The sequence below is a fragment of the Algihabitans sp. genome (assembly GCF_965226985.1).
Lineage (GTDB): Bacteria > Pseudomonadota > Alphaproteobacteria > Kiloniellales > DSM-21159 > Algihabitans.
In genome coordinates this window covers 3,246,926-3,270,844 of the sequence record NZ_OZ245712.1, presented here as the reverse complement: position 1 = coordinate 3,270,844, position 23,919 = coordinate 3,246,926, and the positions used below count along the sequence as shown (strand labels likewise).

The 23,919-nt window shown below is 68.1% G+C and carries 22 protein-coding genes and 2 riboswitches; of the genes, 10 read left to right on the top strand and 12 right to left on the bottom strand.

Going from position 1 to position 23,919, the window contains the following annotated elements:
• Positions 1-56: 56 nt before the first annotated feature.
• Positions 57-665, top strand: coding sequence for a 2-hydroxychromene-2-carboxylate isomerase (locus ACO054_RS14935; protein WP_421707383.1), 609 nt, complete (start codon positions 57-59; stop codon positions 663-665).
• A 51-nt stretch (positions 666-716) separates the two neighbouring features.
• Here the strand turns inward: ACO054_RS14935 and dnaQ are convergent, their stop codons facing one another.
• Positions 717-1,415, bottom strand: a complete 699-nt coding sequence (dnaQ, locus tag ACO054_RS14930; protein WP_421707382.1) for a DNA polymerase III subunit epsilon — start codon at positions 1,413-1,415, stop codon at positions 717-719.
• 4 nt (positions 1,416-1,419) lie between these two features.
• A complete protein-coding gene (gene coaE, locus ACO054_RS14925; protein WP_421707381.1) occupies positions 1,420-2,139 on the bottom strand; it encodes a dephospho-CoA kinase in 720 nt (239 codons plus the stop codon).
• A gap of 117 nt (positions 2,140-2,256) precedes the next feature.
• Between coaE and ACO054_RS14920 the strand changes: the two genes are divergently transcribed.
• Positions 2,257-3,579, top strand: a complete 1,323-nt coding sequence (locus tag ACO054_RS14920; protein ID WP_421707380.1) for an AmpG family muropeptide MFS transporter — start codon at positions 2,257-2,259, stop codon at positions 3,577-3,579.
• 164 nt (positions 3,580-3,743) lie between these two features.
• Positions 3,744-6,446 (top strand): GNAT family N-acetyltransferase, encoded by a 2,703-nt coding sequence (locus tag ACO054_RS14915; protein ID WP_421707379.1) that lies wholly within the window; start codon positions 3,744-3,746, stop codon positions 6,444-6,446.
• 156 nt (positions 6,447-6,602) lie between these two features.
• On the opposite strand, the gene gcvP is transcribed toward ACO054_RS14915, so the two are convergent.
• The 5 genes from gcvP to ACO054_RS14890 all read right to left on the bottom strand — a co-directional run bounded on the left by gcvP (position 6,603) and on the right by ACO054_RS14890 (position 12,262).
• Positions 6,603-9,536: an aminomethyl-transferring glycine dehydrogenase gene (gene gcvP / locus ACO054_RS14910; protein WP_421707378.1), complete on the bottom strand. Its 2,934-nt coding sequence runs from the start codon at positions 9,534-9,536 to the stop codon at positions 6,603-6,605.
• 40 nt (positions 9,537-9,576) lie between these two features.
• Positions 9,577-9,954 (bottom strand): glycine cleavage system protein GcvH, encoded by a 378-nt coding sequence (gcvH, locus tag ACO054_RS14905; RefSeq protein ID WP_421707377.1) that lies wholly within the window; start codon positions 9,952-9,954, stop codon positions 9,577-9,579.
• Between the two features lie 23 nt (positions 9,955-9,977).
• Positions 9,978-11,105, bottom strand: coding sequence for a glycine cleavage system aminomethyltransferase GcvT (gcvT, locus tag ACO054_RS14900; protein ID WP_421707376.1), 1,128 nt, complete (start codon positions 11,103-11,105; stop codon positions 9,978-9,980).
• 62 nt (positions 11,106-11,167) lie between these two features.
• Positions 11,168-11,293: riboswitch (glycine riboswitch) on the bottom strand.
• A gap of 1 nt (position 11,294) precedes the next feature.
• Positions 11,295-11,402, bottom strand: a riboswitch (glycine riboswitch).
• Positions 11,403-11,498: 96 nt separating this feature from the next.
• Positions 11,499-12,023 carry a hypothetical protein gene (locus ACO054_RS14895; RefSeq protein ID WP_421707375.1) on the bottom strand — a complete coding sequence of 175 codons (525 nt, stop codon included), beginning with the start codon at positions 12,021-12,023 and terminating at the stop codon, positions 11,499-11,501.
• Positions 12,020-12,262, bottom strand: coding sequence for a CDGSH iron-sulfur domain-containing protein (locus ACO054_RS14890; protein WP_421707374.1), 243 nt, complete (start codon positions 12,260-12,262; stop codon positions 12,020-12,022). Before ACO054_RS14890 ends, ACO054_RS14895 begins: the two co-directional genes overlap by 4 nt.
• A gap of 152 nt (positions 12,263-12,414) precedes the next feature.
• Between ACO054_RS14890 and ispH the strand changes: the two genes are divergently transcribed.
• Positions 12,415-13,422 carry a 4-hydroxy-3-methylbut-2-enyl diphosphate reductase gene (ispH, locus tag ACO054_RS14885; protein WP_421707373.1) on the top strand — a complete coding sequence of 336 codons (1,008 nt, stop codon included), beginning with the start codon at positions 12,415-12,417 and terminating at the stop codon, positions 13,420-13,422.
• A gap of 33 nt (positions 13,423-13,455) precedes the next feature.
• On the opposite strand, the gene ACO054_RS14880 is transcribed toward ispH, so the two are convergent.
• Genes ACO054_RS14880 through ACO054_RS14870 form a run of 3 tightly spaced genes read right to left on the bottom strand, consistent with a single transcriptional unit; the run spans position 13,456 to position 15,099 of the window.
• The gene (locus ACO054_RS14880) at positions 13,456-14,184 is read right to left on the bottom strand and encodes an NAD(P)H-dependent oxidoreductase (RefSeq protein WP_421707372.1); all 729 of its coding nucleotides are present in this window, start codon (positions 14,182-14,184) and stop codon (positions 13,456-13,458) included.
• 14 nt (positions 14,185-14,198) lie between these two features.
• Entirely contained in the window at positions 14,199-14,606 is a 408-nt protein-coding gene (locus ACO054_RS14875; protein WP_421707371.1) for a DUF2000 family protein, read from the bottom strand.
• Between the two features lie 13 nt (positions 14,607-14,619).
• Complete coding sequence (locus tag ACO054_RS14870; protein WP_421707370.1) at positions 14,620-15,099, bottom strand: MarR family winged helix-turn-helix transcriptional regulator; 480 nt, start codon at positions 15,097-15,099, stop codon at positions 14,620-14,622.
• A 119-nt stretch (positions 15,100-15,218) separates the two neighbouring features.
• Between ACO054_RS14870 and ACO054_RS14865 the strand changes: the two genes are divergently transcribed.
• Genes ACO054_RS14865 through ACO054_RS14855 form a run of 3 tightly spaced genes read left to right on the top strand, consistent with a single transcriptional unit; the run spans position 15,219 to position 18,327 of the window.
• The gene (locus ACO054_RS14865) at positions 15,219-16,187 is read left to right on the top strand and encodes a homoserine kinase (RefSeq protein ID WP_421707369.1); all 969 of its coding nucleotides are present in this window, start codon (positions 15,219-15,221) and stop codon (positions 16,185-16,187) included.
• Positions 16,184-16,648 (top strand): ribonuclease HI, encoded by a 465-nt coding sequence (rnhA, locus tag ACO054_RS14860; RefSeq protein ID WP_421707368.1) that lies wholly within the window; start codon positions 16,184-16,186, stop codon positions 16,646-16,648. The genes ACO054_RS14865 and rnhA overlap by 4 nt, the downstream gene beginning before the upstream one ends.
• A gap of 11 nt (positions 16,649-16,659) precedes the next feature.
• The gene (locus ACO054_RS14855; protein ID WP_421707367.1) at positions 16,660-18,327 is read left to right on the top strand and encodes a thiamine pyrophosphate-binding protein; all 1,668 of its coding nucleotides are present in this window, start codon (positions 16,660-16,662) and stop codon (positions 18,325-18,327) included.
• A gap of 28 nt (positions 18,328-18,355) precedes the next feature.
• On the opposite strand, the gene ACO054_RS14850 is transcribed toward ACO054_RS14855, so the two are convergent.
• Positions 18,356-18,916 (bottom strand): glutathione peroxidase, encoded by a 561-nt coding sequence (locus tag ACO054_RS14850; protein WP_421707366.1) that lies wholly within the window; start codon positions 18,914-18,916, stop codon positions 18,356-18,358.
• 101 nt (positions 18,917-19,017) lie between these two features.
• Between ACO054_RS14850 and ACO054_RS14845 the strand changes: the two genes are divergently transcribed.
• Positions 19,018-19,992, top strand: a complete 975-nt coding sequence (locus tag ACO054_RS14845; RefSeq protein WP_421707365.1) for a cobalamin-binding protein — start codon at positions 19,018-19,020, stop codon at positions 19,990-19,992.
• A 126-nt stretch (positions 19,993-20,118) separates the two neighbouring features.
• Here the strand turns inward: ACO054_RS14845 and purD are convergent, their stop codons facing one another.
• Positions 20,119-21,396 (bottom strand): phosphoribosylamine--glycine ligase, encoded by a 1,278-nt coding sequence (purD, locus tag ACO054_RS14840; RefSeq protein WP_421707364.1) that lies wholly within the window; start codon positions 21,394-21,396, stop codon positions 20,119-20,121.
• 99 nt (positions 21,397-21,495) lie between these two features.
• On the opposite strand from purD, the gene xseA reads away from it, so the two are divergent.
• Positions 21,496-23,088, top strand: a complete 1,593-nt coding sequence (gene xseA, locus ACO054_RS14835) for an exodeoxyribonuclease VII large subunit (protein WP_421707363.1) — start codon at positions 21,496-21,498, stop codon at positions 23,086-23,088.
• Positions 23,085-23,888: a M23 family metallopeptidase gene (locus tag ACO054_RS14830; protein ID WP_421707362.1), complete on the top strand. Its 804-nt coding sequence runs from the start codon at positions 23,085-23,087 to the stop codon at positions 23,886-23,888. The genes xseA and ACO054_RS14830 overlap by 4 nt, the downstream gene beginning before the upstream one ends.
• Positions 23,889-23,919 lie beyond the last annotated feature (31 nt).

The window sequence follows — 23,919 nt, the reverse complement described above, 5'->3', positions numbered from 1 at the left end:
CTGTGCGGCGCGACCGGCTATAGTCGCGTCGAAAGCGCGGGATCGGGAGGTGTGGCTTGGCGTCGAAGATGGAGTTCTGGTTCGAGTTCGCCTCGACCTATTCCTACCTCTCGGTGATGCGGCTGAGCGATCTGGCCCGCGAGCGGGGCGTTGCCGTCGCCTGGCGCCCTCTGCTGCTGGGGCCGATCTTCGCGGGGCAGGGCCTGACCACCTCGCCCTTCAACCTCTATCCGGGCAAGGGCGCCTACATGTGGCGCGACATGGAACGCCGCGCCGCCAAGTTTGGCCTGCCCTTTAGACGCCGTAGCCCGGACGACGCGGCGCCCTTTCCGCAGAACGGTCTCAAGGCCGCCCGCCTCGCGCTGGTCGGCCTGGATGCGAACTGGGGCGAGACCTTCTGCCGCCGCGTCTTCCAGGCCCAATTCGTGGAGGGTGCGGACATTGCCGACGAAGGTCTGCTCGGCAGGCTCGCGAACCAGGCAGGAGCCCCAGCCGACGCGACCGCCCAGGCCAATGCCGAGGCCAACAAGCTGCGCCTTCGGGACTCCGTCGAGGAGGCCAAGGCCAAGGGCATCTTCGGCGCGCCCTCCTTCGTCGTCGGCGAAGAACTCTTCTGGGGCGACGACCGCCTGGAGGATGCCCTGGACTGGGCGGGTGCCCGTTAGTCAGGCTCCGACGTTACGAACTTGGCGGGAGGCTGGCCGCAGACTGCCGAGCTATCCCCGCCCCCATAGCGGATCCTTGATCTCCGACAGCATGGCCTTGTGCGCTTCCAGCTCCTCCGCCGTGGCGGCATGAGGGCGTGGCTCACGGCGGGGTTTGCTGCTCGTGCTGTCGAGGGCGACCAGGGCGGGACCGCCGCCTCGGCTGCCGCCGCTTCTCTCCTCGGCGAGGCTGAAGCCCGGTTGGCGGCCCCCCTTGAGTTCCAGGTAGACCTCGGCGAGCAGTTCGCAGTCCAGCAGCGCGCCGTGGTAGGTGCGCGAGGAGTTGTCGATCTCGAAGCGGCGGCAGAGGGCGTCCAGGGAGCTTGGGGAGCCGGGGAAGCGCTGGCGCGCCATCGCCAGGGTGTCGATCACCGGGTTGGACAGTTCGGACTTGCCCAGGCGCAGCAGTTCGGCGTTGAGGAAGCCCATGTCGAAGGCCGCGTTGTGCGCCACGATGGCGGCGCCGTCCAGGAACTCCAGAAAGCCCTCGGCCACCGCCGCGAACTTCGGTTTGCCCTCCAGGAAGGCGTTGTCGATGCCGTGGACGCGGCGCGCGTCCTCCTCCACCTCGCGTTCCGGGTCGATGTATTCGCGCCAGGAGCGGCCGGTGGCCATGTGGTTGACCAGCTCCAGCGCCGCCAGCTCGATGATGCGGTGGCCCTGCAGCGGGTCCAGGCCCGTGGTCTCGGTATCCAGAACGATCTCGCGCATGGTCTCAGGCCTCCCTTTTCGATCCCGCAGCCTGCCCGTCCGGACCCTGCCCGCCCGGACCCTGCCCTCCGGAAGCGAGGGTCTTGGCCAGCAGGGGCTGCAGGCCGCTGCGCGGCGGCCAAGCCTCGCCCTCGCAGCCTGCCGCGACTCTGGCAATCCGGCGGAGTCGCCGCAAGGTGTCGCCCTTGCCCAGGCCGGTCTGAACCAGGACGTCGGCGCGGCGGCGCTTCTCGGCGTCCGGTAGTTGCTTGGCCTTGATGGCGGCGAAGGTCTCCGGCGTCATGCCGGGACGGCGCAGCACCCGCTGGGCCTGTAGCCAGGCCGGGGCGGTGACCACGATGACGGCGTCGCAGAGAGCCTCCCCCCCGGTCTCATAGAGCAGCGGGATGTCGAGGATCACGACCGCCGCGCCCAGGCGCTGTTGCCGGGCCAGAAAGCGCAGCGCCTCCGCCCGCACCAGGGGGTGCAGGATGGCCTCCAGCCGTTTCAGGGCGGTGCCGTCGCGGAAGACCTGGCGCCCCAGCGCCCGGCGGTCGATGCCGCCGTCCGATGCCGCCACATCGGGGAAGGCCGCGAGCACCGGGGACACGGCCGCGCCGCCGGCGGCCAGCAGGCGATGCACGGCTGCGTCGGCATCATGCACCGGCAGGCCCAGGCGGCGCAGCAAGGCGGCGGCCGTGGACTTGCCCATGCCGATGGAGCCGGTCAGGCCCAGCACGAACACGGCGGTTTCATCCTCCCTTTCGTCCCGTCCGGTTCGGAGTCCGGACTTTTGCCTTTGCGACCACAGCGAACATTGGTGTTTGGACCGACCCCGGCCCGCAGTCTAGAACCTTGCCCGATGGCTGCATTCTTCTCCGTCGATACCCGTGGATGGCGCGAAGCCCTAGCCGTGTACCGCACGCGGCGCCAGCTCGTCATCTTCCTGATGGGCTTTTCCAGCGGGCTGCCGCTGCTGCTGGGTTTTTCCACCCTGTCCTTCTGGCTGCGCGAGGCCGATGTCGGGCTGGCGGCCATCGGCGGACTACTGACCGTGGCCACGCCCTACAGCCTGAAGTTCGTTTGGGCGCCGCTGCTGGACCACCTGCGCCTGCCGTTCCTGACCCGCTGGCTCGGCCTGCGGCGGGGTTGGTTGCTGCTGATCCAGCTTCTGCTGATCGGCTCCATCGTGCTGGTGGGGCAGGGCGACCCGGCGCAGTCCATCGGCTTCCTAGCGCTGGCGGCGCTGCTGATGGCCTTCCTCTCGGCCAGCCAGGACATCGTGATCGACGCCTACCGGATCGAGATTCTGGCCGAGCACGAGCAGGGGGCCGGCGCCGCCATGACCCAGGCGGGCTACCGGGTCGGGCTGCTGGCCTCCGGCGCCGGTGCGCTGGCGCTGGCCGATTTCATCGCCTGGTCGTGGGTCTACGCGATCATGGCGGCGCTGATCGGCATTGGCATTCTGGGCACCCTGATCGGGGCGGAGCCGGTCAACCGCCGTCCGCCGCCGCCGAAGCAGCCGGCGGCCTGGCTGCGCCACGCGGCGGTCGACCCCCTGACCGACTTCACCAAACGGCGCGGCTGGCTGGTGATCCTGGCCTTCGTGCTGCTCTACAAGTACGGCGACGCGGTAGCCGGGGCGATGGCCAACCCCTTCTACTTCGACCTGGGCTTTTCCGGGGTGGAGATCGCCAGCGTCACCAAGGTCTTCGGCGTGGTCATGACCATGCTTGGGGTCTTCGCCGGCGGTCTGCTGGTGGCGCGGCTCGGCATCCTGCCGGCCCTGGCCATCGGCGGCGTGCTGCAGGCCGCGACCAACCTGATCTTCGCCTGGCTGGCCACCCAGGGCCACGACCTGCGGGCCCTGGCGATCGCGGTGGGGGCGGACAACTTCACCGGCGGGCTCGGGTCGGCGGCCTTCGTCGCCTACCTTTCGTCCCTCTGCAATCTCGCCTTCACGGCGACACAGTATGCGCTGCTGACCTCCCTGATGGCCTTCGGCCGCACGGTGCTGGCCGCCAACGCGGGCTGGTTCGCCGAATGGCTGGGCTGGCCGGGCTTCTTCCTGGCGACGACCCTGCTGGCGGTGCCTGCGTTGCTGTTACTCTGGCATCTCGCGCGGCTCTATCCGGTGCGCAAGCCGCCGAGCGGCGCCGAGGGCGCGGCGGAGAGCGCGACTTAGCGCGTCAGCGGAGAGTCACGGAGGCCGCCTGCCAGAAAGACGGCTTTTTCGGTGGTTCACGACAGGCCGACCTGACCTATAGCAAAACGCCCGTAACACCCCCAGTTTAAGCTCCGACCGGTTTGTGCTGCAGCGCAGCATATCTTTCATGCTTAGGAGCCTTCATGTCTGTCCGCCATCTCGACAAGCTTTTCGCCCCCCGCTCGATCGCGCTGATCGGGGCGAGCAACCGCGAGAAGTCGGTGGGGCAGGTGGTGGCCCGCAATCTCTTCCACAGCGGCTTCGCCGGGCCGGTCATGCCGGTGAACCCCAAGGCGGAGGCGGTGGAAGGCGTCTTGGCCTATCCGGACGTGGCCGGGCTGCCTTTCGCGCCCGACCTGGCGGTGATCTGCACGCCGCCGGACACGGTCGCCGGGCTGGTTGGCGAGTTGGGCGCGCGGGGCACCAAGGCCTGCGTGGTCATCACTGCCGGCTTCGGCGAGGGCGGCGACGAGGCGGGGCATAAGCGCCGGCAGGCGGTTCTGGACGCGGCGCAGCCCCACACCCTGCGGCTGGTCGGGCCGAACTGCGTCGGCATGATGGTGCCGCCGCTGGGGCTCAACGCCAGCTTCGCCCATATCGGCGCGAAGAGCGGCAACCTGGCCTTCCTGACCCAGTCGGGCGCCATGGTCACGGCCATGCTGGACTGGGCGACGCCGCGCGGCATCGGCTTTTCCAAGGTGGTCTCGCTCGGCGACATGGCCGACGTGGATTTCGGCGACCTGCTGGACTACCTGGCCAACGACCGCGATACCCGCGCGATCCTGCTCTACGTCGAGGCGGTGACCCACGCCCGCAAGTTCATGTCGGCGGCACGGGCGGCGGCGCGGGCGAAGCCGGTCATCGTCATCAAGGGCGGCCGCCATGCCGAAGGGATGAAGGCGGCGGCCAGCCACACCGGCGCCCTGGCCGGCTCCGACGCCGTCTACGACGCCGCCTTCAAGCGGGCCGGCATGCTGCGGGTCTACACCCTGGAGGAGCTGTTCGACGCCGCCGAGACCCTGTCGAACAGCGCGCGCCAGGCCCGCACGGTGGGCGAACGCCTGGCGATCCTGACCAACGGCGGCGGGCTCGGCGTGCTGGCGACCGATGCGCTGATCGAGGGCGGCGGCAAGCTGGCCGAGCTTTCCCCGGAGACTTTGACTCGCCTGGACGGCGTGCTGCCGGAGACCTGGAGCCGGGGTAACCCGGTCGACATCATCGGCGATGCGCCGGGTGAGCGCTACGAGGCCGCGCTGGCCGGCCTGCTGGCCGACCGTCAGGTCGATGCCGTGCTGGTCATGAACTGCCCCGTCGCCGTCGCCGACCCGCTGGACGCTGCGACCTCTGTGGTCAAGGCGATCGAGGAGGCCGACGGGCGCCGCAAGCCGGTCTTCACCGCCTGGCTGGGCGAGGAGGCGCCCCAGGCCGCGCGGCGGCTCTTCGCGAGCAAGGCCCTGCCGACCTACCCGACGCCCGAACAGGCGGTGCGCGCCTTCATGCATCTGGTCCGCTATCGCCGGAACCAGGAGCTTCTGATGCAGACGCCGGACTCCGTCCCGCCCCATGCCGAGCCGGATCAGGAGACGGTGCGCGAGCTGCTGCAGGGCGCCTTGGCGGAGGGTCGGGAGTGGCTGACAGAGCCGGAGGCCAAGCGGGTGATGGCTGCCTACAACATCCCCATCGTGCAGACCCGCGAGGTGGCCGACGCCGAGGCGGCGCTGGCGGCGGCGGAAGACATCGGCTTCCCGGTGGCGCTGAAGATCCTTTCGCCGGACATCACCCACAAGTCGGACGTGGGCGGCGTCAAGCTGGACATCGAGAGCCCGGAGCAGCTGCAGCGCGAGACGGAGCGCATGCTGCGCCGCTGCCAGCAGGCTCAGCCCGATGCCCGCATCACCGGTTTCACCGTGCAGCAGATGGCACGGCGCCCCGGTGCCCACGAGCTGATCCTGGGCATCGTCGAGGACCTGCAGTTCGGACCGGTTGTGCTGTTCGGGGCCGGCGGAACGGCGGTCGAAGTGTTGAAGGACAAGGCGCTTGCTCTACCGCCGCTGAACATGACCCTGGCCCGCGCGATGATCGGCGAGACTCGGATTCACGGGCTGCTGCAGGGCTACCGCGACCAACCGGCGGCCGACCTGGACGCCGTCGCTCGCGCCCTGATCGATCTGTCTCAATTGGCCGCCGACTTTCAGGAGATCGCGGAGATCGACATCAATCCGCTGCTGGCCGACGCCGAGGGCGTGTTGGCGCTGGACGCGCGGGTTCGGGTGCAGGCGGCGCCCGACGCCTCGCGCCGCCCGGCCTGGCGGCTGGCGATCCGGCCCTATCCGAAGCACCTGGAGCAGGACGGCGAGATGCGCGACGGCACCGCGGTCAAGCTGCGCCCGGTCCGGCCGGAAGATGAGGCCGCGCTGGTCGAGACCTACAGCTCCATGACGGCGGACGACGTGCATATGCGCTTCTTCCACTACATGAAGGCGCTGGATCATGAGTCGGCGGCGCGGCTGACCCAGATCGACTACAACCGGGAAATGGCGCTGGTCGCCGAACCTGCCGACAAGCCCGGCGAGATCTGGGGCGTCGTGCGAGTCGCTGCCGATCCCGACAACGCCCGTGCCGAATACGCCGTCTCCGTCCGCTCCGAGCTGAAGGGGCGCGGCCTAGGCTACCTGCTGATGCAACGCATCCTGGCCTATGCGGAGGAGCGCGGCATCGGCGAGGTCTGGGGCGACGTCCTCACCGAGAACGAGCGCATGCTCCAGATGAATAAGGAACTGGGCTTCACCCTCTCGCGCCACACGGACGATCCGGGGATCGTCCGCGTGGTCAAGAAGCTGAGCTGAGAGACCGTTTGAGACTGCTCTGTTCCGTCCCTCTCCCCCACCCGGCCGCCCGCCGACAGTATCCTGAATGGGTGGCCGGGTGGGGGAGAGGGACGGAACAGAGCCGAGAATGGGTCTCCAGGCCCATTCTCAAACAGTCTCTGAGTCTCTTTTGTTCTATTCCGCCGCTTCCTTGTAGGCCTCCAGCGGCGGGCAGGTGCAAACCAGGTGGCGATCGCCGTGGGCGTTGTCGACCCGGCCGACCGGGGCCCAGTACTTGTCCTGCTTGAGAGACTCGACCGGGAAGGCGGCTTCAGCGCGGCTGTAGGGGTGATCCCACTCCGCTGCCGTGACCTCGGCCAGGGGATGGGGCGCGTTGACCAGCGGGTTGTCCTCGGCCGGCAAGCGCCCGGCGGCCACCGCGTCGGCCTCCGCCTTGATCGCCAGCATAGCCTGGCAGAAGCGGTCCAGCTCGCGCATCGCCTCTGATTCGGTCGGCTCGATCATCATGGTGCCGGCGACCGGCCAGGACATGGTCGGCGCGTGGAAGCCGAAGTCGATCAGCCGCTTGGCCACGTCGTCCACGGTGATGCCGGCTTCGTCTTTCAGGACCCGGGTGTCGATGATGCATTCGTGCGCCACCAGCCCGTCCGGGCCGCTGTAGAGCACCGGATAGGCCGCCGAAAGCTGCTTGGCCATGTAGTTGGCGCTCAGGATCGCGAGCTGGGTGGCGCGGGTCAGGCCCGGGCCGCCCATCATGGCGATGTAGGCCCAGGAGATCGGTAGGATCGAGGAGGAGCCCCAGGGCGCCGCCGAGACCGTGCCGATGGTGCCCGACTCGCCCGCCGCCGGGTTGACGCCGGCCACAACGGGGTGATCCGGCAGGAAGGGAGCCAGATGGCTCTTGACGCCGATCGGCCCCATGCCCGGCCCGCCGCCGCCATGCGGAATGCAGAAGGTCTTGTGCAGGTTCATATGGCTGACGTCGGCGCCGATCTCCGCAGGGCGCGCGATGCCCACCAGGGCGTTCAGGTTGGCGCCGTCCATGTAGACCTGGCCGCCGTGGTCGTGGACGGCCTGGCAGATCTCCTTGATCGCCGCCTCGAAGACGCCGTGGGTGGAGGGGTAGGTGACCATCAGGGCCGCCAGCTTCTCGGCGTGCTCGCCGGCCTTGGCCTTCAGGTCCTCCAGATCGATGTTGCCGCTCTCGTCGCAGTCGACCAGCACGACCCGCATCCCGGCCATGATGGCGCTGGCCGGATTGGTGCCGTGGGCCGAGGTCGGGATCAGGCAGACATCCCGCTGCGGCTCGCCCCGGCTGTGGTGATACTTGCGGATGGTCAGCAGGCCGGCGTACTCGCCCTGGCTGCCGGCGTTGGGCTGCAGGGAGACGGCGTCGAAACCGGTGATCTCGCAGAGCCAGGCCTCCAGCTCCTCGAAGAGCTGCTGGTAGCCCTGGGTCTGGTCCAGCGGCGCGAAGGGATGGATGTGCGCGAAGTTGCGCCAGGTCACCGGCATCATCTCGGCGCTGGCGTTCAGCTTCATGGTGCAGGAGCCGAGCGGGATCATGGCCCGGTCGAGGGCGATGTCCTTCTCCGCCAGGCGCCGCAGGTAGCGCAGCATCTCCGTTTCGCCGTGATAGAGGTGAAAGACCTCGTGGTCGAGGAAGGAGGAGCTGCGGGCCAGCGCCCTCGGCAGGGCGTCCTCGACGGTGGTGTCCAGTTCCTCGATGTCCAGCCGCACGTCGGCGTCGGCGGCGAAGACCCGCCAGAGCGCCTCGACCTCCTCCCGCCGCGTGGTCTCGTCCAGGGAGATGCCCAGGGTGTGAGCGTCGACCTCGCGCAGGTTCATCTTGGCGTCGCGCGCGCGCATCAGCAGGGTCTGGGCGCGGTTCGGAACCTTGATCCGCAGCGTGTCGAAGTAGCTTTCCGTCTCGATCTCGTAGCCCAGGCGGCGCAGGCCCTCGGCCAGGATGGCGGCGAAGCGGTGAACGCGGCGGGCGATGGTCGTCAGGCCGTCGGGGCCGTGGTAGACGGCATACATGCCGGCGATGACCGCCAGCAGGACCTGCGCGGTACAGATGTTGCTGGTCGCCTTCTCCCGCCGGATGTGTTGCTCGCGTGTCTGCAGCGCCATGCGCAGCGCCGGCCGCCCGAAACGGTCGACCGACACGCCGATGATGCGGCCCGGCGTCTGGCGCTTATAGGCGTCCTTGGTCGCCATGAAGGCGGCGTGCGGGCCGCCGTAGCCCATCGGTACGCCGAAGCGCTGGGCCGAGCCGACGCAGACGTCGGCGCCCCAGTCCCCCGGCGGCGTCAGCAGGGTCAGCGCCAGCAGGTCGGTGGCGGCGATGGCCAGGCCCTTCTGGGCATGGATTGCCTCGACCGCGGGGCGGTAGTCGCGGATCTCTCCGCTCGAACCCGGGTACTGCAGCAGCAGGCCGAACAGGCCGGTATCCGGCAGGTCGCTCAGGGGATCGCCGACGATCACCTCGATGCCTAGCGGCTCGGCGCGGGTCTGCACCACCGCCAGAGTCTGCGGGTGGCAGTCCCGGTCGACGAAGAAGGCGCTTCCCTTGGCCTTGGCAACCCGGCGGGCCAGGGTCATGGCCTCGGCCGCCGCCGTCGCCTCGTCCAGCAGGGAGGCGTTGGCGATCTCCAGCCCCGTCAGGTCGATCACCATCTGCTGGTAGTTCAGCAGAGCTTCCAAACGGCCCTGGCTGACCTCGGCCTGATAGGGCGTGTAGGCCGTGTACCAGGCCGGATTCTCCAGGATGTTGCGCTGGATCACGCCCGGTGTGACCGTACCGTAGTAGCCCATGCCGATCATCGAGGTCAGGACCCTGTTGCGGTCCGCCATCTCGCGCAGGCGATGCAGCGCCTCCCGCTCGCTCAGCACCGGCGGCAGCTCCAGCGGTCGCTCCATGCGGATCTGGCTGGGCACCGCCTTGTCGATCAGCCTGTCCAGGCTGCCGAGGCCCAGGTCGGACAGCATCTTCGCGATCTGCGGTTCGCCCGGCCCGATGTGGCGCCGCACGAAGTCGTCGCGCTGCTCCAGCTGGCTGAGGGAGGGGCGGGCGCTTTCGCGGTTCGACTGGGTTCGGTCCTGCACGGCGTCATCCTCGTTGCGGGAAGGAAAGGAAGCGGTCGGCTCAGTCGAGCCCGGCGCAGTAGTTCTTGTAGGCTGCGGCGTCCATCAACTCGTCCAGTTCGGCCGGATTTCCGAGCTTCAGCTTGAAGAACCAGCCCTCGCCCTCGGGGGCGCTGTTCACCAGACCGGGTTCGTCGGTCAGGGCCTCGTTGACCTCGATCACCGCGCCCGAGACGGCGGCGTAGACTTCGCTGGCGGCCTTCACCGATTCGACCGTCGCGGCCTCGCTGCCCTTCTCCAGGTCGATGCCAGCCTCCGGCAGGTCGACGAAGACGACATCGCCCAACTGCTCCTGCGCGTAGTTGGTGATGCCGACCGTCGCCGTATCGCCTTCGACCCGAACCCATTCGTGATCGCCGGTGTATTTCGTATCGCTCATGACTTGCCCCCTCTGGATCGCGCTTACTTGACGTAACGCTGCTGCACGAAGGGCAGGTCGGCCACCGTCACCGGAAGCCGCTTGCCCCTGACCTCTGCGAAAAGCTGGCCGCCCGGCGTTGCCAGCTCGGCCGTGACGTAGCCCATGGCGACCGGTCCGCCGACCGTCGGGCCGAAACCGCCGCTCGTCACGCTGCCCACGGCCTGACCCTCGGCGTCGAACAGCGCCGCGCCTTCGCGGACCGGCGCGCGGCCCTCGGGTCTGAGACCGACGCGGCGGCGCGGCGGACCCTCGGCGAGCTGGCGCAGGATGACCTCGGCGCCGGGAAAGCCACCCTCCGCACGGCGCCGCTTGCCGATGGCCCAGGCCAGGCCGGCCTCCACCGGCGTGGTCTCCGGCGTCAGATCGTGGCCGTAGAGGCAGAGGCCGGCTTCTAGGCGCAGCGAATCCCGCGCGCCCAGGCCGGCCGGCATGACCTCGGGTTCCGCCAGCAGCAGGCGGGCCACCTCTTCGGCTCGCTCGGTGGGCAGGGAGATTTCGAAGCCGTCCTCGCCGCTGTAGCCCGAGCGGCTGACCAGGGCCGGCACGCCGGCGAGGTCCATTTCGGCGATCGACAGGAAACTCAGCTCTGCCGCCGCAGGGGCGTGGCGCGCCAGCGCCTCCACCGCCTTGGGGCCCTGCAGGGCGATCAGAGCGCGGTCGCTCAGCTCCGTGACGGTTACACCCGGCAGCTTGGCCTGCAGGTGGGCGATATCGGCCCGCTTGCAGGCGCCGTTCACCACCACGAAAAGGCGATCTGGCAGGCGTGCGACGATCAGGTCGTCCAGGATTCCCCCGGCCTCGTTGGTCAGGAAGCCGTAGCGTTGCCGCCCGACGCCGAGCTTCAGCAGCTCGCCCGGAACCAGCCTTTCCAGCGCGCTGTCCGCGCCCTCTCCCGTCAACTCGACCTGACCCATGTGGGACACGTCGAACAGCGCGGCCGAGTCGCGGCAGTGCTTGTGCTCGGTCATGATGCCGGCCGGGTACTGCACCGGCAGCAGGTAGCCGGCGAAATCGACCAGCTTGCCGCCAAGTTCGCGGTGCAACGCGATCAGCGGCGTGGAGAGAGCCTCGGTCTGCCCGTGGCCATCGGCTGCGACAGCGTCTGTCATGAGGTTCGGTACGAATCCTTCAGGAGCCTCGATGGATCCGCCGACCTTGCGGCCGACGGTTCGAAGCCCCCTCTGTCACCGAACCTGAGAGATTGGCCGCGCCGCACCCGAGCGACTCGGCTTTACCCCTTCGGTGGGATGCGCCTCCAGTCTTTACCGGGGTGCATCCGCTCTCCAGAGGCGTCGTGTCAGACTCGCCCGGTCCCTTTGCCTGAGAGATTCCGGGGCGGTTGCTCCTTCGGCGTCGGGTCCGCCGTCTCGACTGACGGGCGGCCCGATCTCTCCCAGGCGAGGCTCTAACGACGCGAAAGAGAGATTAAGGATCGCATCCGGGAAGTCAATCGGCGCCGCCGAGAGCAGGACGACCGCAGGGTGGAGGCGTTTGGGCGCGCTCTAGCGGTTTTGCCGATTCCACTCGAGCTCTTCGGGTCGCAGTGCCAGGCCCAGGAAGACGCTGTATTCCCGCCCCGTCTGGCCTTCGCTCAGAGGGATTTCCACGTCCACTTCGTTCAACAGCCCGACGTTGGTGCGATTGCCTTCGAAGGGAATCGAAACCGCGTATTCGCTCCGGGTCAGGATCTGCTCGTCGCGGGTCGCGACGGCCACGAAGTAGCTGAAGTCGGCAGCACCCTCGCTGTTGGCCGGCCCGCGACTGGCGGAGAGGATGACCTGAAGCGTCAGCTCGATCTCTTCATCGTCGGTTTCGCATTCGGCCCGCACGTCGGACAAGCGGGCCCGGAAGTCGACCTCCGTCAGGTCCCGGCCCGCGGCCACGAAGCGGGTCATCTCCTCGGCCTCGACCACAGGAAGAATGCGCGGGCAGATAATGGCCGGGCCGTCGTCGCCTCCGAAGAGTCCGTCGAAGCTGCCGCAGGCCGCGAGCGGGAGGCAGAGGAGAAGCGGGGCCAGACGCTTCACAGCCGCGCGTGCGTCCCGTCGCAAAAGGGGGCTTTGGCGGTTTGCTTGCAGCCGCAGAACCAGACCTCGCCATCTTCCTCGCATTTCCAGCCGAGCGGCTCCAAACCCGTACCGCTGTGCGACCCGTCGCAGAGCGGCTGGTTGGCCGAGTGCCCGCAGCTGCACCAATAGTAGGTGCGTCCGGCTTTAACCTTGGTCTGATAGGGGGCTTTCTGGGCCACAAGGGGCTGTTCGGCCATGTCGCTTTTCTCGCTCCGCGGTCTTATGTTAGGGCAGGATGGATAGCGCGGGCGGACCCCCGAGCGCAACGTTGCTGCACCACGCGGAAGCTGGCGGCGGGCGCGGTCGCAGGGAAGGCACGACCGCGCTCTAGGGACGGGAGAGAGCAGGAATGGATAAGGTCTCCGGGACGGCTGCGCCGGCAGCGGACACGGCCGTCACGATCGAACTGGCGACCCCGCGCGGTTTCTGCGCCGGCGTCGAACGCGCCATCGAAATCGTCGAGCGGGCGCTGGAGAAGTTCGGCGCTCCCGTCTACGTGCGGCACGAGATCGTGCACAACCGTTTTGTGGTCGAGGGACTGGAGGCCAAGGGCGCGGTCTTCGTCGAAGAGCTGGACGAGGTTCCCAACGACGCGCCGGTGATTTTCTCGGCTCACGGGGTGCCCAAGTCGGTGCCCGCCGAGGCGGAACGCCGCAGCCTGATCTACGTCGACGCCACCTGTCCTCTGGTCAGCAAGGTCCACGTCGAGGCCGAGCGCCACTTCAAGGACGGCCATCATATCCTGATGATCGGCCATGCCGGCCATCCGGAGGTCGTCGGCACCATGGGCCAGCTTCCGGAGGGCGCGATCCAGCTGGTCGAGGAAGTCGCCGACGTTGAGGCGCTGGAGGTCGCGGAGTCGGACAACCTGGCCTACATCACCCAGACGACTCTTTCGGTCGACGATACGGCGGCGGTGGTGGAGGCGCTCCAACGGCGCTTCCCGACGATTCGCGGACCGAAGAAAGAGGACATCTGCTACGCCACCACCAATCGGCAGCAGGCGGTGAAGGACATCGCCCACCGCTGCGAGGTGCTGCTGGTGGTGGGGGCGCCCAACTCCTCCAACTCCCAGCGCCTGGTCGAGGTGGCGGAGAAGAGCGGCTGCCCCAAGGCTTTCCTGGTTCAGCGGGCCGCCGACATTCCCTGGGCGGAGCTGGAGGGCGTCACCCATGTCGGTCTGACCGCCGGGGCCAGCGCGCCGGAGGTGCTGGTGCAGGAAGTCATCGAAGCCTTCAAGGAGCGCCGCGAGGTGGCCATCCGCCTGTCGGAAACGGTGACCGAGAACGTGCACTTCAAGCTGCCGCGCATGCTGCTCACCGACGAGGACAAGCGCCGGCATCAGGGTGCTGCCTAGACCTGCTGCCTAGGCCTGCTACCTAGACTGGGCTTAGCTGCTCTCGCTTTTCTGTTCACCGTGCTTTGGAGCGAACGTCTCGTCGAAGTCGTTCAGATCCGGTAGCGACAAGCCGGGCTGATCTTCCAGCCGGCGAACGTAGGCACGCAGGTTTTCCAGCAGAGCCTCGCGCTGCCGCCTCTCCAGATACGGCGTGTGATAGGCGATGAAGGGCCGGTGAACGGCCAAGCCGACGTAGCCGAGCGTGCCTTGAAAAAAGTGGCGCAGCAGCCCGGTTTCCAGTTCGCCGTGTATGGCTTCCGTGCCGAACATGTGTTCGCGTCCGCCGAGACTCAGCGCCGCAAAGGCGCGTTTACCCGCAAGCCCGCCGCGCCCGTAGATTCTCTTTCCACCGTAGAAAGGCCCGGACAGGAAGACTCGTTCGATCCAGCCTTTCAAGATCGCGGGAACGCTGAACCAGTAGACCGGGAAGGTGAAAGCCAGCGCGTCTGCGGCGAGCACCGCCGCAACCTCACGCGCGATATCCTCCGCAATGGTTCCCGTCTCGTAGCCGTTGCGCTGTTCCAGGGCATAGTTGAGATGATCGGGATACCGACGCGAGCCGAAGTCGTCGCTCGAAAGAACGGGGTTGAATCCCTGAGCGTAGAGGTCAGAGACCGTCACGCTGTCGCCGCGACGTTTCAGTTCTTCCATGATGACATCGCGCATCGCGGAGACGAAGGAACTCGGCTCGGGATGGGCATGGATCAGGTGAACGCGCATGGTCGGTCGCCCTCTCAGGGGTGCATCTTCGCGCCCTTGGTGATCTTGTCGACAGTCTTCCTGTCTTCGCGCAACGCCAGGCCGACGACCTTCATCTCATCCGGCTCGTATTGCCGCACGACCGCCCTGTTCGCAGCGTCGTGGCCGGTCTTGAACATGTCTTCGATGTAGAGAGACAGCCGTGCGCTACGTTCGAGTGCACGGCGGTAGACCGAGTTGATCGTCTTTTCATCTGCGCTGAGCACGATCATGGGTTGGATGGCCAAGGGCGTGTAAAGGTTCCCGGCGGCATCCTCATAGCGTTCGCCGAGCAACTCGCCATCCAAGCCGACGATGCCGCTGGTCAGAAAGGCCGTCACATTCAGCTTCTGCCAAACGGCCAGGTCTTCGCGAACGACTATCGCGATTTTGGTATCGAACATGACGCTCTCCCGATCAGCTGCCGATCCGGCCGAGACGGTGAAGTCCCGCCCAGAGCCGTCTGGCATCGTCCTGGCCGAGTTCCGCCGCCACTTCGGCATTGAGTTCGTCCATGGTCCGATCGAGAGGGACTTGCAACGATCGGCCGCGGTCGGTCAGGACGGCGCGGTTGATTCGCCGGTCGCCCGCTTCATCCGGGCGTCGTGCAAGTAGGTTTGCGGCTTCCAGTCTATCGACGATCCCTGTGATGGTGGCGCTGTCGATTGCGAGCCGCGCACCGAGTTCGGAGCCACTCTGCCCGTCTTGCTGCCAGAGTGCGTGCAGCACGGCATACTGAACGGGGGTGACGCCAAAGGGTGCGAGTTTGTCCCGCGCCCGCCGCGCAATCTGCTGAGCGGCTTTGCCGATCAGGAAGCTGATGCAGTCTTCGATGCAGTCCATGGCTTCTTTTTCAATGTCTGATGCAAAAGATACTCGCATATAAATATCATGCACACAAAATATTTGCTTGCAATGTAACTGTCCAAGCCCTTCCGCTCACAGTTTCGGCGTGGCATTGATGTTCGCGGATACGAAGCGAATCTCCCCGCAATGCCCTGCTGAACCGAGTGCAGATGGCGGTCTATACCGAAGTCTCCGACGAAGAGCTCCAGGCCTTCCTTGCCGACTACGACATCGGCGAGGTGCTGGCCTTCAAGGGCATCGCGGAGGGGGTGGAGAACTCCAACTTCCTGCTGACGACGGAGCAGGGGAATTTCATTCTCACGCTCTACGAGAAGCGGGTCGATCCTCGGGATCTGCCCTACTTCCTCGGTCTGATGGAGCATCTGGCCGCGCGGGGCATCGCCTGCCCGTTGCCGGTTCAGGGGCGCGACGGTCAGGCGCTGCGCCGGCTGGCCGGCCGGCCGGCGGTCATCATCTCCTTCCTGGAAGGTCTCTGGCCCCGGCGCATCCATCCGGAGCACTGCCGAGAGCTGGGGGCGGCGCTGGCGCGCTTCCACCTCGCCGGCAGCGACTTCGGGCTGCGGCGGCCCAACGCGCTGTCGGTCGAGGCCTGGCGACCGCTGTTTCAGTCCTGTGCCAGCCGTGCCGAAGAGGTGCGCCCCGGATTGACGGCGGAGCTTGAAAGCGAGCTGGCGTTCCTGGAGGCGAACTGGCCGTCGGACCTGCCGGCCGGCGTGATCCATGCCGACCTGTTTCCCGACAACGTCTTCTTCCGGCATGAGAAGCTGACCGGCCTGATCGACTTCTACTTCGCCTGCAACGACCTCTTCGCCTACGATCTGGCGATCTGCCTCAACGCCTGGTGCTTCGAGCCGGACGGCGCCTTCAACGCGACCAAGGCGCGCTGCCTGCTGCGCAGCTACGCCGGCGAGCGCGACGTCGGCCGGGCGGAGCTGGAGGCGCTGCCGGTGCTGGCGCGCGGCGCGGCCATGCGCTTCCTCCTGACGCGGCTCTACGACTGGCTGAATCACTCGCCCGGCGCTTTCGTGAAGCCGAAGGACCCGCTGGAGTACTACAAGAGACTTCGCTTTCACGCCGAGGTACGCGGGCCCGGCGCTTATGGATTGGAGTTGGCGTGAGCCAAGACGCGCGACATCGCAAGGTCGAGCTTTTCACCGACGGTGCCTGCTCCGGCAATCCGGGTCCCGGCGGCTGGGGCGCGATCCTGCGTTGGAACGGGCACGAGCGGGAGCTGGCGGGCGGCGAAGCGGAGACCACGAACAACCGCATGGAGATGCTGGCCGCGATCCATGGCCTGGAGGCGCTCAAGCGGCCGAGCGACGTGGTGCTGACCACCGACAGTCAGTATGTCATGAAGGGGATCACCGAATGGTTGCCGGGATGGAAGCGGCGCGGCTGGAAGACGGCCTCCAAGAAGCCGGTCAAGAACCAGGATCTCTGGCAACGCCTGGACAGCGCACTGCAGACCCATCGCGTAGAGTGGAAGTGGGTCCGCGGCCATAGCGGCCACGCGGAGAACGAACGGGTCGACGCTTTGGCGCGGGCCCAGATCACAGCGCTGCGAAACGGCGCGGAATAGGGAGACTGCCCATGGCGCGCAGCGGCGCCGAGATTCTGGTCGACCAGTTATTGATCCACGGTGCCCGGCGGGCTTACGGCGTGCCGGGGGAGAGTTACCTGGCGGTGCTCGACGCCCTGGTCGACCGCAGCGACCTGCAGTTCGTGGTCACCCGGCACGAGAGCGGCGCGGCGATGATGGCCGAGGCCGAAGGCAAGCTGACCGGCCAGCCCGGCATTGCCTTCGTCACCCGAGGGCCTGGCGCCACCAACGCCAGTGCGGGACTGCACATCGCCTTTCAGGACTCGACGCCGATGATCCTCTTCATCGGGCAGGTGGCGCGCGGTCTGCGCGGCCGTGAGGGCTTCCAGGAGATCGACTACACGCATCTTCTCGGGCCGCTGACCAAGTGGACGGCGGAGATCGACGATCCGGCCCGGATTCCCGAGTTCATCGGCCGGGCCTTCGCGGTGGCAACCTCGGGCAGGCCCGGCCCGGTCGCGCTGGCCTTGCCCGAGGACATGCTGGTCGAACGGGCGAGCGTCGCCGACCTGCCGGCGTTCGCCCCCAGTCCGGCCGGTGCCGATCCGGCGGATCTGGAGGCTCTGGAGAGCCTCCTGCGCGAGGCGGAGCGGCCCTTTCTGCTGGTTGGCGGCGGTGGCTGGTCGGAATCTGCCAAGACGGCACTGGAGCGCTGGGCTGCGGCCAATGCCCTGCCGGTCGGGGTGTCCTTCCGCTGTCAGGACTATATCGACAACGATCACCCCAGCTACGTCGGTCACGTCGGAATCGGCCTGGCGCCGGAGCTGCGGCAGCGGATCGAGGCCAGCGATCTGGTGATCGCCCTCGGACCGCGCCTGGGGGAGATGACCACCCAGGGCTACGAGCTGCTGAAGGCGCCTCAGCCGGATCAGACCCTGATCCATGTCCACCCCGATCCCGAGGAGTTGGGCCGTGTCTACCGACCCACTCTGGCCATCTGCGCCTCGCCGGCGCGGGTGATTGAGGCGCTGGCGGGGCGGCCGGCGCTCGCCGCGCCCGCCTGGGCAACGGAGACGACCGCCGCCCGTGCGGACTTCGAACGCTTCGCGACGCCTGGCCGGCTCGACGGGTCTCTGCAACTAGGCGAGATCTTCGCCGGTCTGCATGACTACCTGCCGCCCGAGGCCATTCTCTGCAACGGCGCGGGCAACTACACCTCCTGGGCACATCGCTATCACCGCTGGCGGCGGTGGCGGACGCAGTTGGCGCCCACCAGCGGCTCCATGGGCTACGGCGTCCCGGCGGCGGTCGCCGCCAAGCTGACGCACCCGGATCGTCCGGTCGTCGCGCTGGCCGGCGACGGCTGTTTCCTGATGACCGGGCAGGAACTGGCGACGGCCGCGCAGTACGGCCTGGCCATCGTCTTCCTGGTGCTGGACAACGGCATGTACGGCACGATTCGTATGCATCAGGAGCGCGACTATCCCGGACGGATCAGCGCGACCTCCCTGACAAATCCCGACTTCGCGGCGCTGGCCCGCAGCTACGGCCTGCAGGCCTGGACGGTCGAGGAGACCGCGCAGTTCCGGCCGGCCTTCGAGTCGGCGCTCGCCAGCGGCGGCCCCGCCCTGCTGCACCTGAAGGTCGACCCCGAGGCGATCACGCCCACGACCACCCTGGAGGCGATCCGCGAAACCTCTCTGGCCTCAATTCTCTAGAGTGCGATGAGGGCCGGGTCTCCGGTCCTCAGTTCGCCGGCAGAACCGCCTCGATGGCGGCGAGGACAGGGGCGGCGTCGGGACGGGTCGTGGTTGGGAAGCCCTCGACCACGCGGCCCTCCGGATCGATCAGGAACTTGTGGAAGTTCCAGCGCGGTTCGGCGTTGCGCTCCAGTTGCCCGCCGATCCAGGCGTAGAGCGGATGGGCGCCGGGGCCCTTGACGTCCTGCTTCTCGGTCATGGGAAAGTCGATGCCGAAGGTCACGTCGCAGAACTGCTTGATCTCCGCGTTGTCGCCGTACTCCTGACCGCCGAAGTTGTCGGAGGGTACGCCGAGCACCACGAGGCCGCGCGCGCGATAGTCCTCCCAGACCGCCTGAAGCTGTTCGTACTGGGGCGTGAAGCCGCAGAAGGAGGCGGTGTTGACCAGCAGAACGGCCTTGCCGGCGAAGTCGCTCAGCGGCAGCGGTTCCCCGTCGATGGAGCGAAAGGCGAAGTCGTGCGCGGTTTCCGCCTGGGCCGCTGTGGACAGCAGCAGCAGGGTGGCCCCCAGCAGCGGGGCGGTCAGCAGTCTGGCAATGCGGCGCATGGTCGGGGCTCCAGGTCGCGGCGTTTTAGTCTTGCCGAGAGATAGCGCGGAATGCCAAGCCTGCAATCGTCCCGCTTCCTGTCCGTCGTGAGCTTTTACCCATGACCCAAGCCTCCGCACCTGAGCAGCCTGGCGCCTCCTCCGCGTCGCGACCGGCGCCGGCGCGCGTCGTCTCGCTGATCGCCAGCTCGACCGAGATCGTCTGCGCCCTGGGGTGCGGCGACCGTCTGGTCGGCCGCAGTCACGAGTGCGATTACCCACCCGAGGTCGCCGCGCTGCCGAAGCTGACACGGGCGCGCCTGGACACGGCAGAGCCCAGCGGCGAGATCGACCGGGCGGTACGCGAGATCCTGACCGACGCTCTGGCCGTCTACGACATCGACGCCGAGGCCCTGCGCGCGCTCCGGCCCGACCTGATCGTGACGCAGGATCTCTGCGAGGTCTGTGCCGTCAGCCTGTCGGATGTGGAGGCGGCGGTCTGCGACTGGATCGGGACGGACACCGACCTGGTCTCGCTCAAGCCCAGTCGTCTGGAGCATGTCTGGTCCGATATCCGGCGCGTCGCCGCTTCGCTGGGCGAACCTCTGCGCGGCGAGGCCCTGGTCGAGCATCTGCAGGGCCGCCTGCGCCGGCTGGAGGAGCGTCTGTCCGCCCGCAAGCGACCGACGGTCGGTTGCATCGAGTGGCTCGATCCGATCATGGACGCCGGCAACTGGATGCCGGAGGTCGTGGCGGCGGCAGGCGGCCAGGACGTGCTGTCCGAGCCTGGCGCCCATTCCGGCTACCTGGATTGGGCGCGGCTTCAAGCCGTCGATCCGACCGTGCTGATCATGCTGCCCTGTGGCTTCGACCTGGAGCGGACGCGCCAGGAGATGACGGTGCTGGATGAGGATCCTCGCTGGCAGGCGCTGACGGCCGTGCAGAGCGGCGAGGTCTACGTCACCGACGGCAATCAGTTCTTCAACCGCCCCGGCCCGCGCCTGGTCGAATCGGCGGAGCTGCTGGCGGAGATCCTGCACCCGCAGATCGTCGAGCCCAAGCACCAGGGCAGTGCCTGGGCGCGCTACATGGGTTAGTCGGATGTCGAAGAGGCCTTCCGTTCTTGGGTGCGGCCATCCTTCGACAGGCTCAGGATGAAGTTAAGATGCTGAAAAATCAATATCTTCACCCTGAGCCTGTCGAAGGGTGACGCCGCCGATAGATCAGCGTTTCAGCGCCCGCCAGCCGATGTCGCGGCGGCAGAAGCCGCCCGGCCAGTCGATCTTGTCGACGGCGGTATAGGCTCTGTCGCGCGCGGCGGCTGCGTCGTCTCCGAGTGCCGTGACACCGAGTACCCGCCCGCCGATAGCGCGCAGGCTGCCGTCCGGATCGCGTTTCGTGCCGGCGTGGAAGACTTCCAGGTCAGGATCGCCCTTCAGCTCCTCCAGCCCCTTGATCTCTGTGCCCTTCTCGTAGGCGCCGGGATAGCCCTCGGCGGCGAGGACGACCGTCAGGGCCGTGCGGTCGTACCAGCGCAGATCGAAGGCCTGCAGCAGGCCGTCGCAGGTGGCGACCAGGGCGGGCAGCAGGTCGCTCATCAGGCGCAGCATCAGCACCTGACACTCTGGATCGCCGAAGCGCACGTTGTACTCCAGCAGCTTGGGCGTGCCGTCCGGGGCGACCATGATGCCGGCGTAGAGCACGCCCTTGTACTGCCGGCCTTCGGCTTTCATGGCCGCCACGGTGGGCTGCACGATCTCGGTCATGATGCGGTCGGCCAGCTCCGGCGTGACCAGGGGCGCCGGCGAGTAAGCGCCCATGCCGCCGGTGTTCGGCCCCGCGTCGCCGTCGTAGGCGCGCTTGTGGTCCTGGGCGCTGGCCAGGGGCAGCGCCGTGACGCCGTCGCAGAGGGCGAAGAAGCTGGCTTCCTCCCCCTCCAGCAGTTCTTCGATCACAACCTCGGCGCCGGCGGACCCGAAAACGCCCTCCGAGAGCGCGGCCTCCACCGCCGCCTCGGCCTCCTCCAGGGTCTGGGCCACGGTGACGCCCTTGCCGGCGGCCAGTCCGTCGGCCTTGACGACGATGGGCGCGCCCTGTTCGCGCAGGTAGGCCTTGGCGGCCTCCACCTCGTCGAAGCGGGCATAGGCGGCCGTCGGGATGCCGTGCCGGGCGCAGAGGTCCTTCATAAAACCCTTGGAGCCTTCGAGTTCTGCCGCCTCGCTGCGTGGCCCGAAGGAGCGGATGCCGGCGGTTTCCAGTCGGTTGACCAGACCCGCGACCAGAGGCGCCTCCGGACCGACCACCACCAGATCCAAGCTCTGCCGCGTCGCAAAGTCTTCCAGCGCGTCCAGATCGTCGGCAGCGATATCCAGACACTCGGCAACCTCCGCGATGCCGGCGTTACCCGGCGCGCAGTAGAGCTTGTCGAGCAGGGGCGATCCCGCGATCGCCCAGCAGAGTGCGTGTTCGCGCCCGCCGCCTCCGACAACCAGAACCTTCATGCGCCGCCGACCTCCCTTACCTCTGTTCGATTTCGAAGCGATTCCTCGCCTCGGTGCCTTTCACGGCACTGGTTGGCTCCTGTAGCATGGGCTCCGATCATGAGCGAGTATTCCGGCACCCCGACCCCCCGTCCCAGCAACCTGCCCGAGTTTTCCGTCTCGGAGGTGAGCCAAGCGATCAAACGCACGCTCGAAGGCAGCTTCGAGCGGGTGCGGGTGCGCGGCGAAATCTCCGGCTTCAAGCGGGCTGCGAGCGGCCATCTCTACATGGCGCTGAAAGACAGCGATGCGGTGCTGGACGCCGTCTGCTGGCGCGGGCAGGCCGGTCGGCTGTCACTTGCGCCGGAAGACGGGCTGGAGGTGATCGCCGTCGGACGGATCACCAGCTATCCCGGACGCTCCAAGTATCAGATCGTCATCGACTCTCTGGAGCTTGCCGGGGAAGGCGCGCTGCTCAAGCTGTTGGAGCAGCGGCGCAAGGCCTTGGCCGACGAAGGCTTGTTCGACGTCGACCGCAAGCGCGCGCTGCCCTTCCTGCCCGAGGTGATCGGCGTGGTCACCTCGCCGACCGGAGCGGTGATCCGCGACATCCTGCATCGTCTGGGCGAACGCTTCCCCCGGCATGTCCTGGTCTGGCCCGTTCTGGTTCAGGGCGAGGGCGCGGCAGAGCAGGTGGCCGCCGCTATCCGGGGATTCAATGCGCTTGGGACCGACGGCACCCTGCCGCGGCCGGACCTGCTGATCGTGGCGCGCGGCGGCGGTTCGCTGGAGGATCTCTGGGCCTTCAACGAGGAGGTCGTGGTGCGCGCGGCGGCCGAGTCGCGAATCCCGCTGATCTCCGCCGTCGGGCACGAGACCGATACCACCTTGATCGATTTCGCCAGCGACCGCCGGGCGCCGACGCCGACGGCGGCGGCCGAGATGGCCGTGCCCGTGCGCGCCGACCTGCTGGATCAGCTGCAGGACCTCGAGCGGCGCCTGACCGCCGCCGCCGGCCGGCTGCTGGTCCACCGCCGCAACGAGGTGGAGGGACTGGGCCGAGGGCTGCCCGACCCGGTGCGCCTGCTCGGCGAGTTGGGGCAGCGACTGGACGAGCGGGTCGAGCGCCTGGATCTGGCCGCGCGCTCGTTTTTGAGCCAGCGCGGGCAGGCAGTGGCCGGCTTCGCCGCGCGATTGCCCGATCCGCGCCAGCAGCTCCGCCGGGCCGGGGAGCTGCTGGCCGATCGGCACGAGCGGCTGGGAGCGGCGCTGACCGCTCAGCTTCGGCGTAGCGGTCGTGAGCTGGCCGATATCACCGCCCGCCTGCCGGCCCTGGCTGCGCGTCAGGTCCCGCAGCGCGCGCAGGCCCTCGAGAGCTTGGATCCGGCGCGCCGGATCGCCCGCGCGCTGGAGGGGCGGCAGCGCGAGGCCGATGCTGCCCTGCGCGAGCTCGGGCGCCTGCTGGAAAGCTACAGCTATCACTCCGCCCTGGAGCGCGGCTTTGTGGCGGTGCGCGACGCCGAAGGCGCGGTCCTGACTCGGGCCGCCCAGGTGCGCGAAGGGCAGGCTCTGGAGCTGGAGTTCCGCGATGGGCGCCTGGAGGCGACAGCCGGACGCGACGGCGGCGGGACCAAGGCTCCAGCGAAGACACGACGGCCCGCCAAGGCGACGCGGACGGAAACGGCTAAGCCGACGCAGGGCGAGCTTCTGTGATCGGCCGGCTGCTTCTGGCGTTTCTTTTGGCTCTGCCGCTTCCGGCGGCCGCGTTGGAGCTGTCGGGCGAGGCGATCCAGGGCGGTCTGCTGTTCGGCCAGACCCTGCCGGGTAGTCAGGTCCGCCTCGACGGCCGAGAGGTGCGCGTCGGTCCCCAGGGTCGCTTCGTGTTGGGGTTCGGGCGCGACGCTGCGCCGAGTGCGCGTTTGACGCTGCGCGACCCTGACGGCCGCGAGGAGGCCGTCGTTCTCACGGTCGTTCAACGCAATTACGACGTCCAGCGGATCGACGGTCTGCCGCAGACCATGGTCACACCTCCGGAAGCCGTCTGGGACCGAATCCAGCGGGACGCCGCCCTGGTGGCCGAGGCGCGCGCCCACGACACCCAGCTTCCCGATTTCTTCACGACCTTTCGCCAGCCCGTCGAGGGGGTCGTGACCGGCGTCTACGGCAGCCAGCGCATCCTCAACGGCCAGCCGCGCCAGCCGCACTACGGCATCGATATCGCGGCACCGGAGGGAACGCCGGTCGCGGCGCCCGCCGGCGGACTCGTGCGTCTTGCGGAGGGGGATCTCTACTACACCGGCGGGACGGTCATTCTGGACCACGGGCACGGTGTCAGTTCGACCTTGCTGCACCTGGCGACGGTTGAGGTGGCCGTCGGCGACCGGGTGGCGCAGGGCGAGCGGATCGGGACGGTCGGCTCGACGGGCCGCTCCACCGGCGCCCACCTGGACTGGCGGATCAACTGGTTCGAGGAACGCATCGACCCGCAACTGGTCGCCGGTCCCCAGCGATAGAACCCGGCCTAACGACAGGACTTACGTTGCG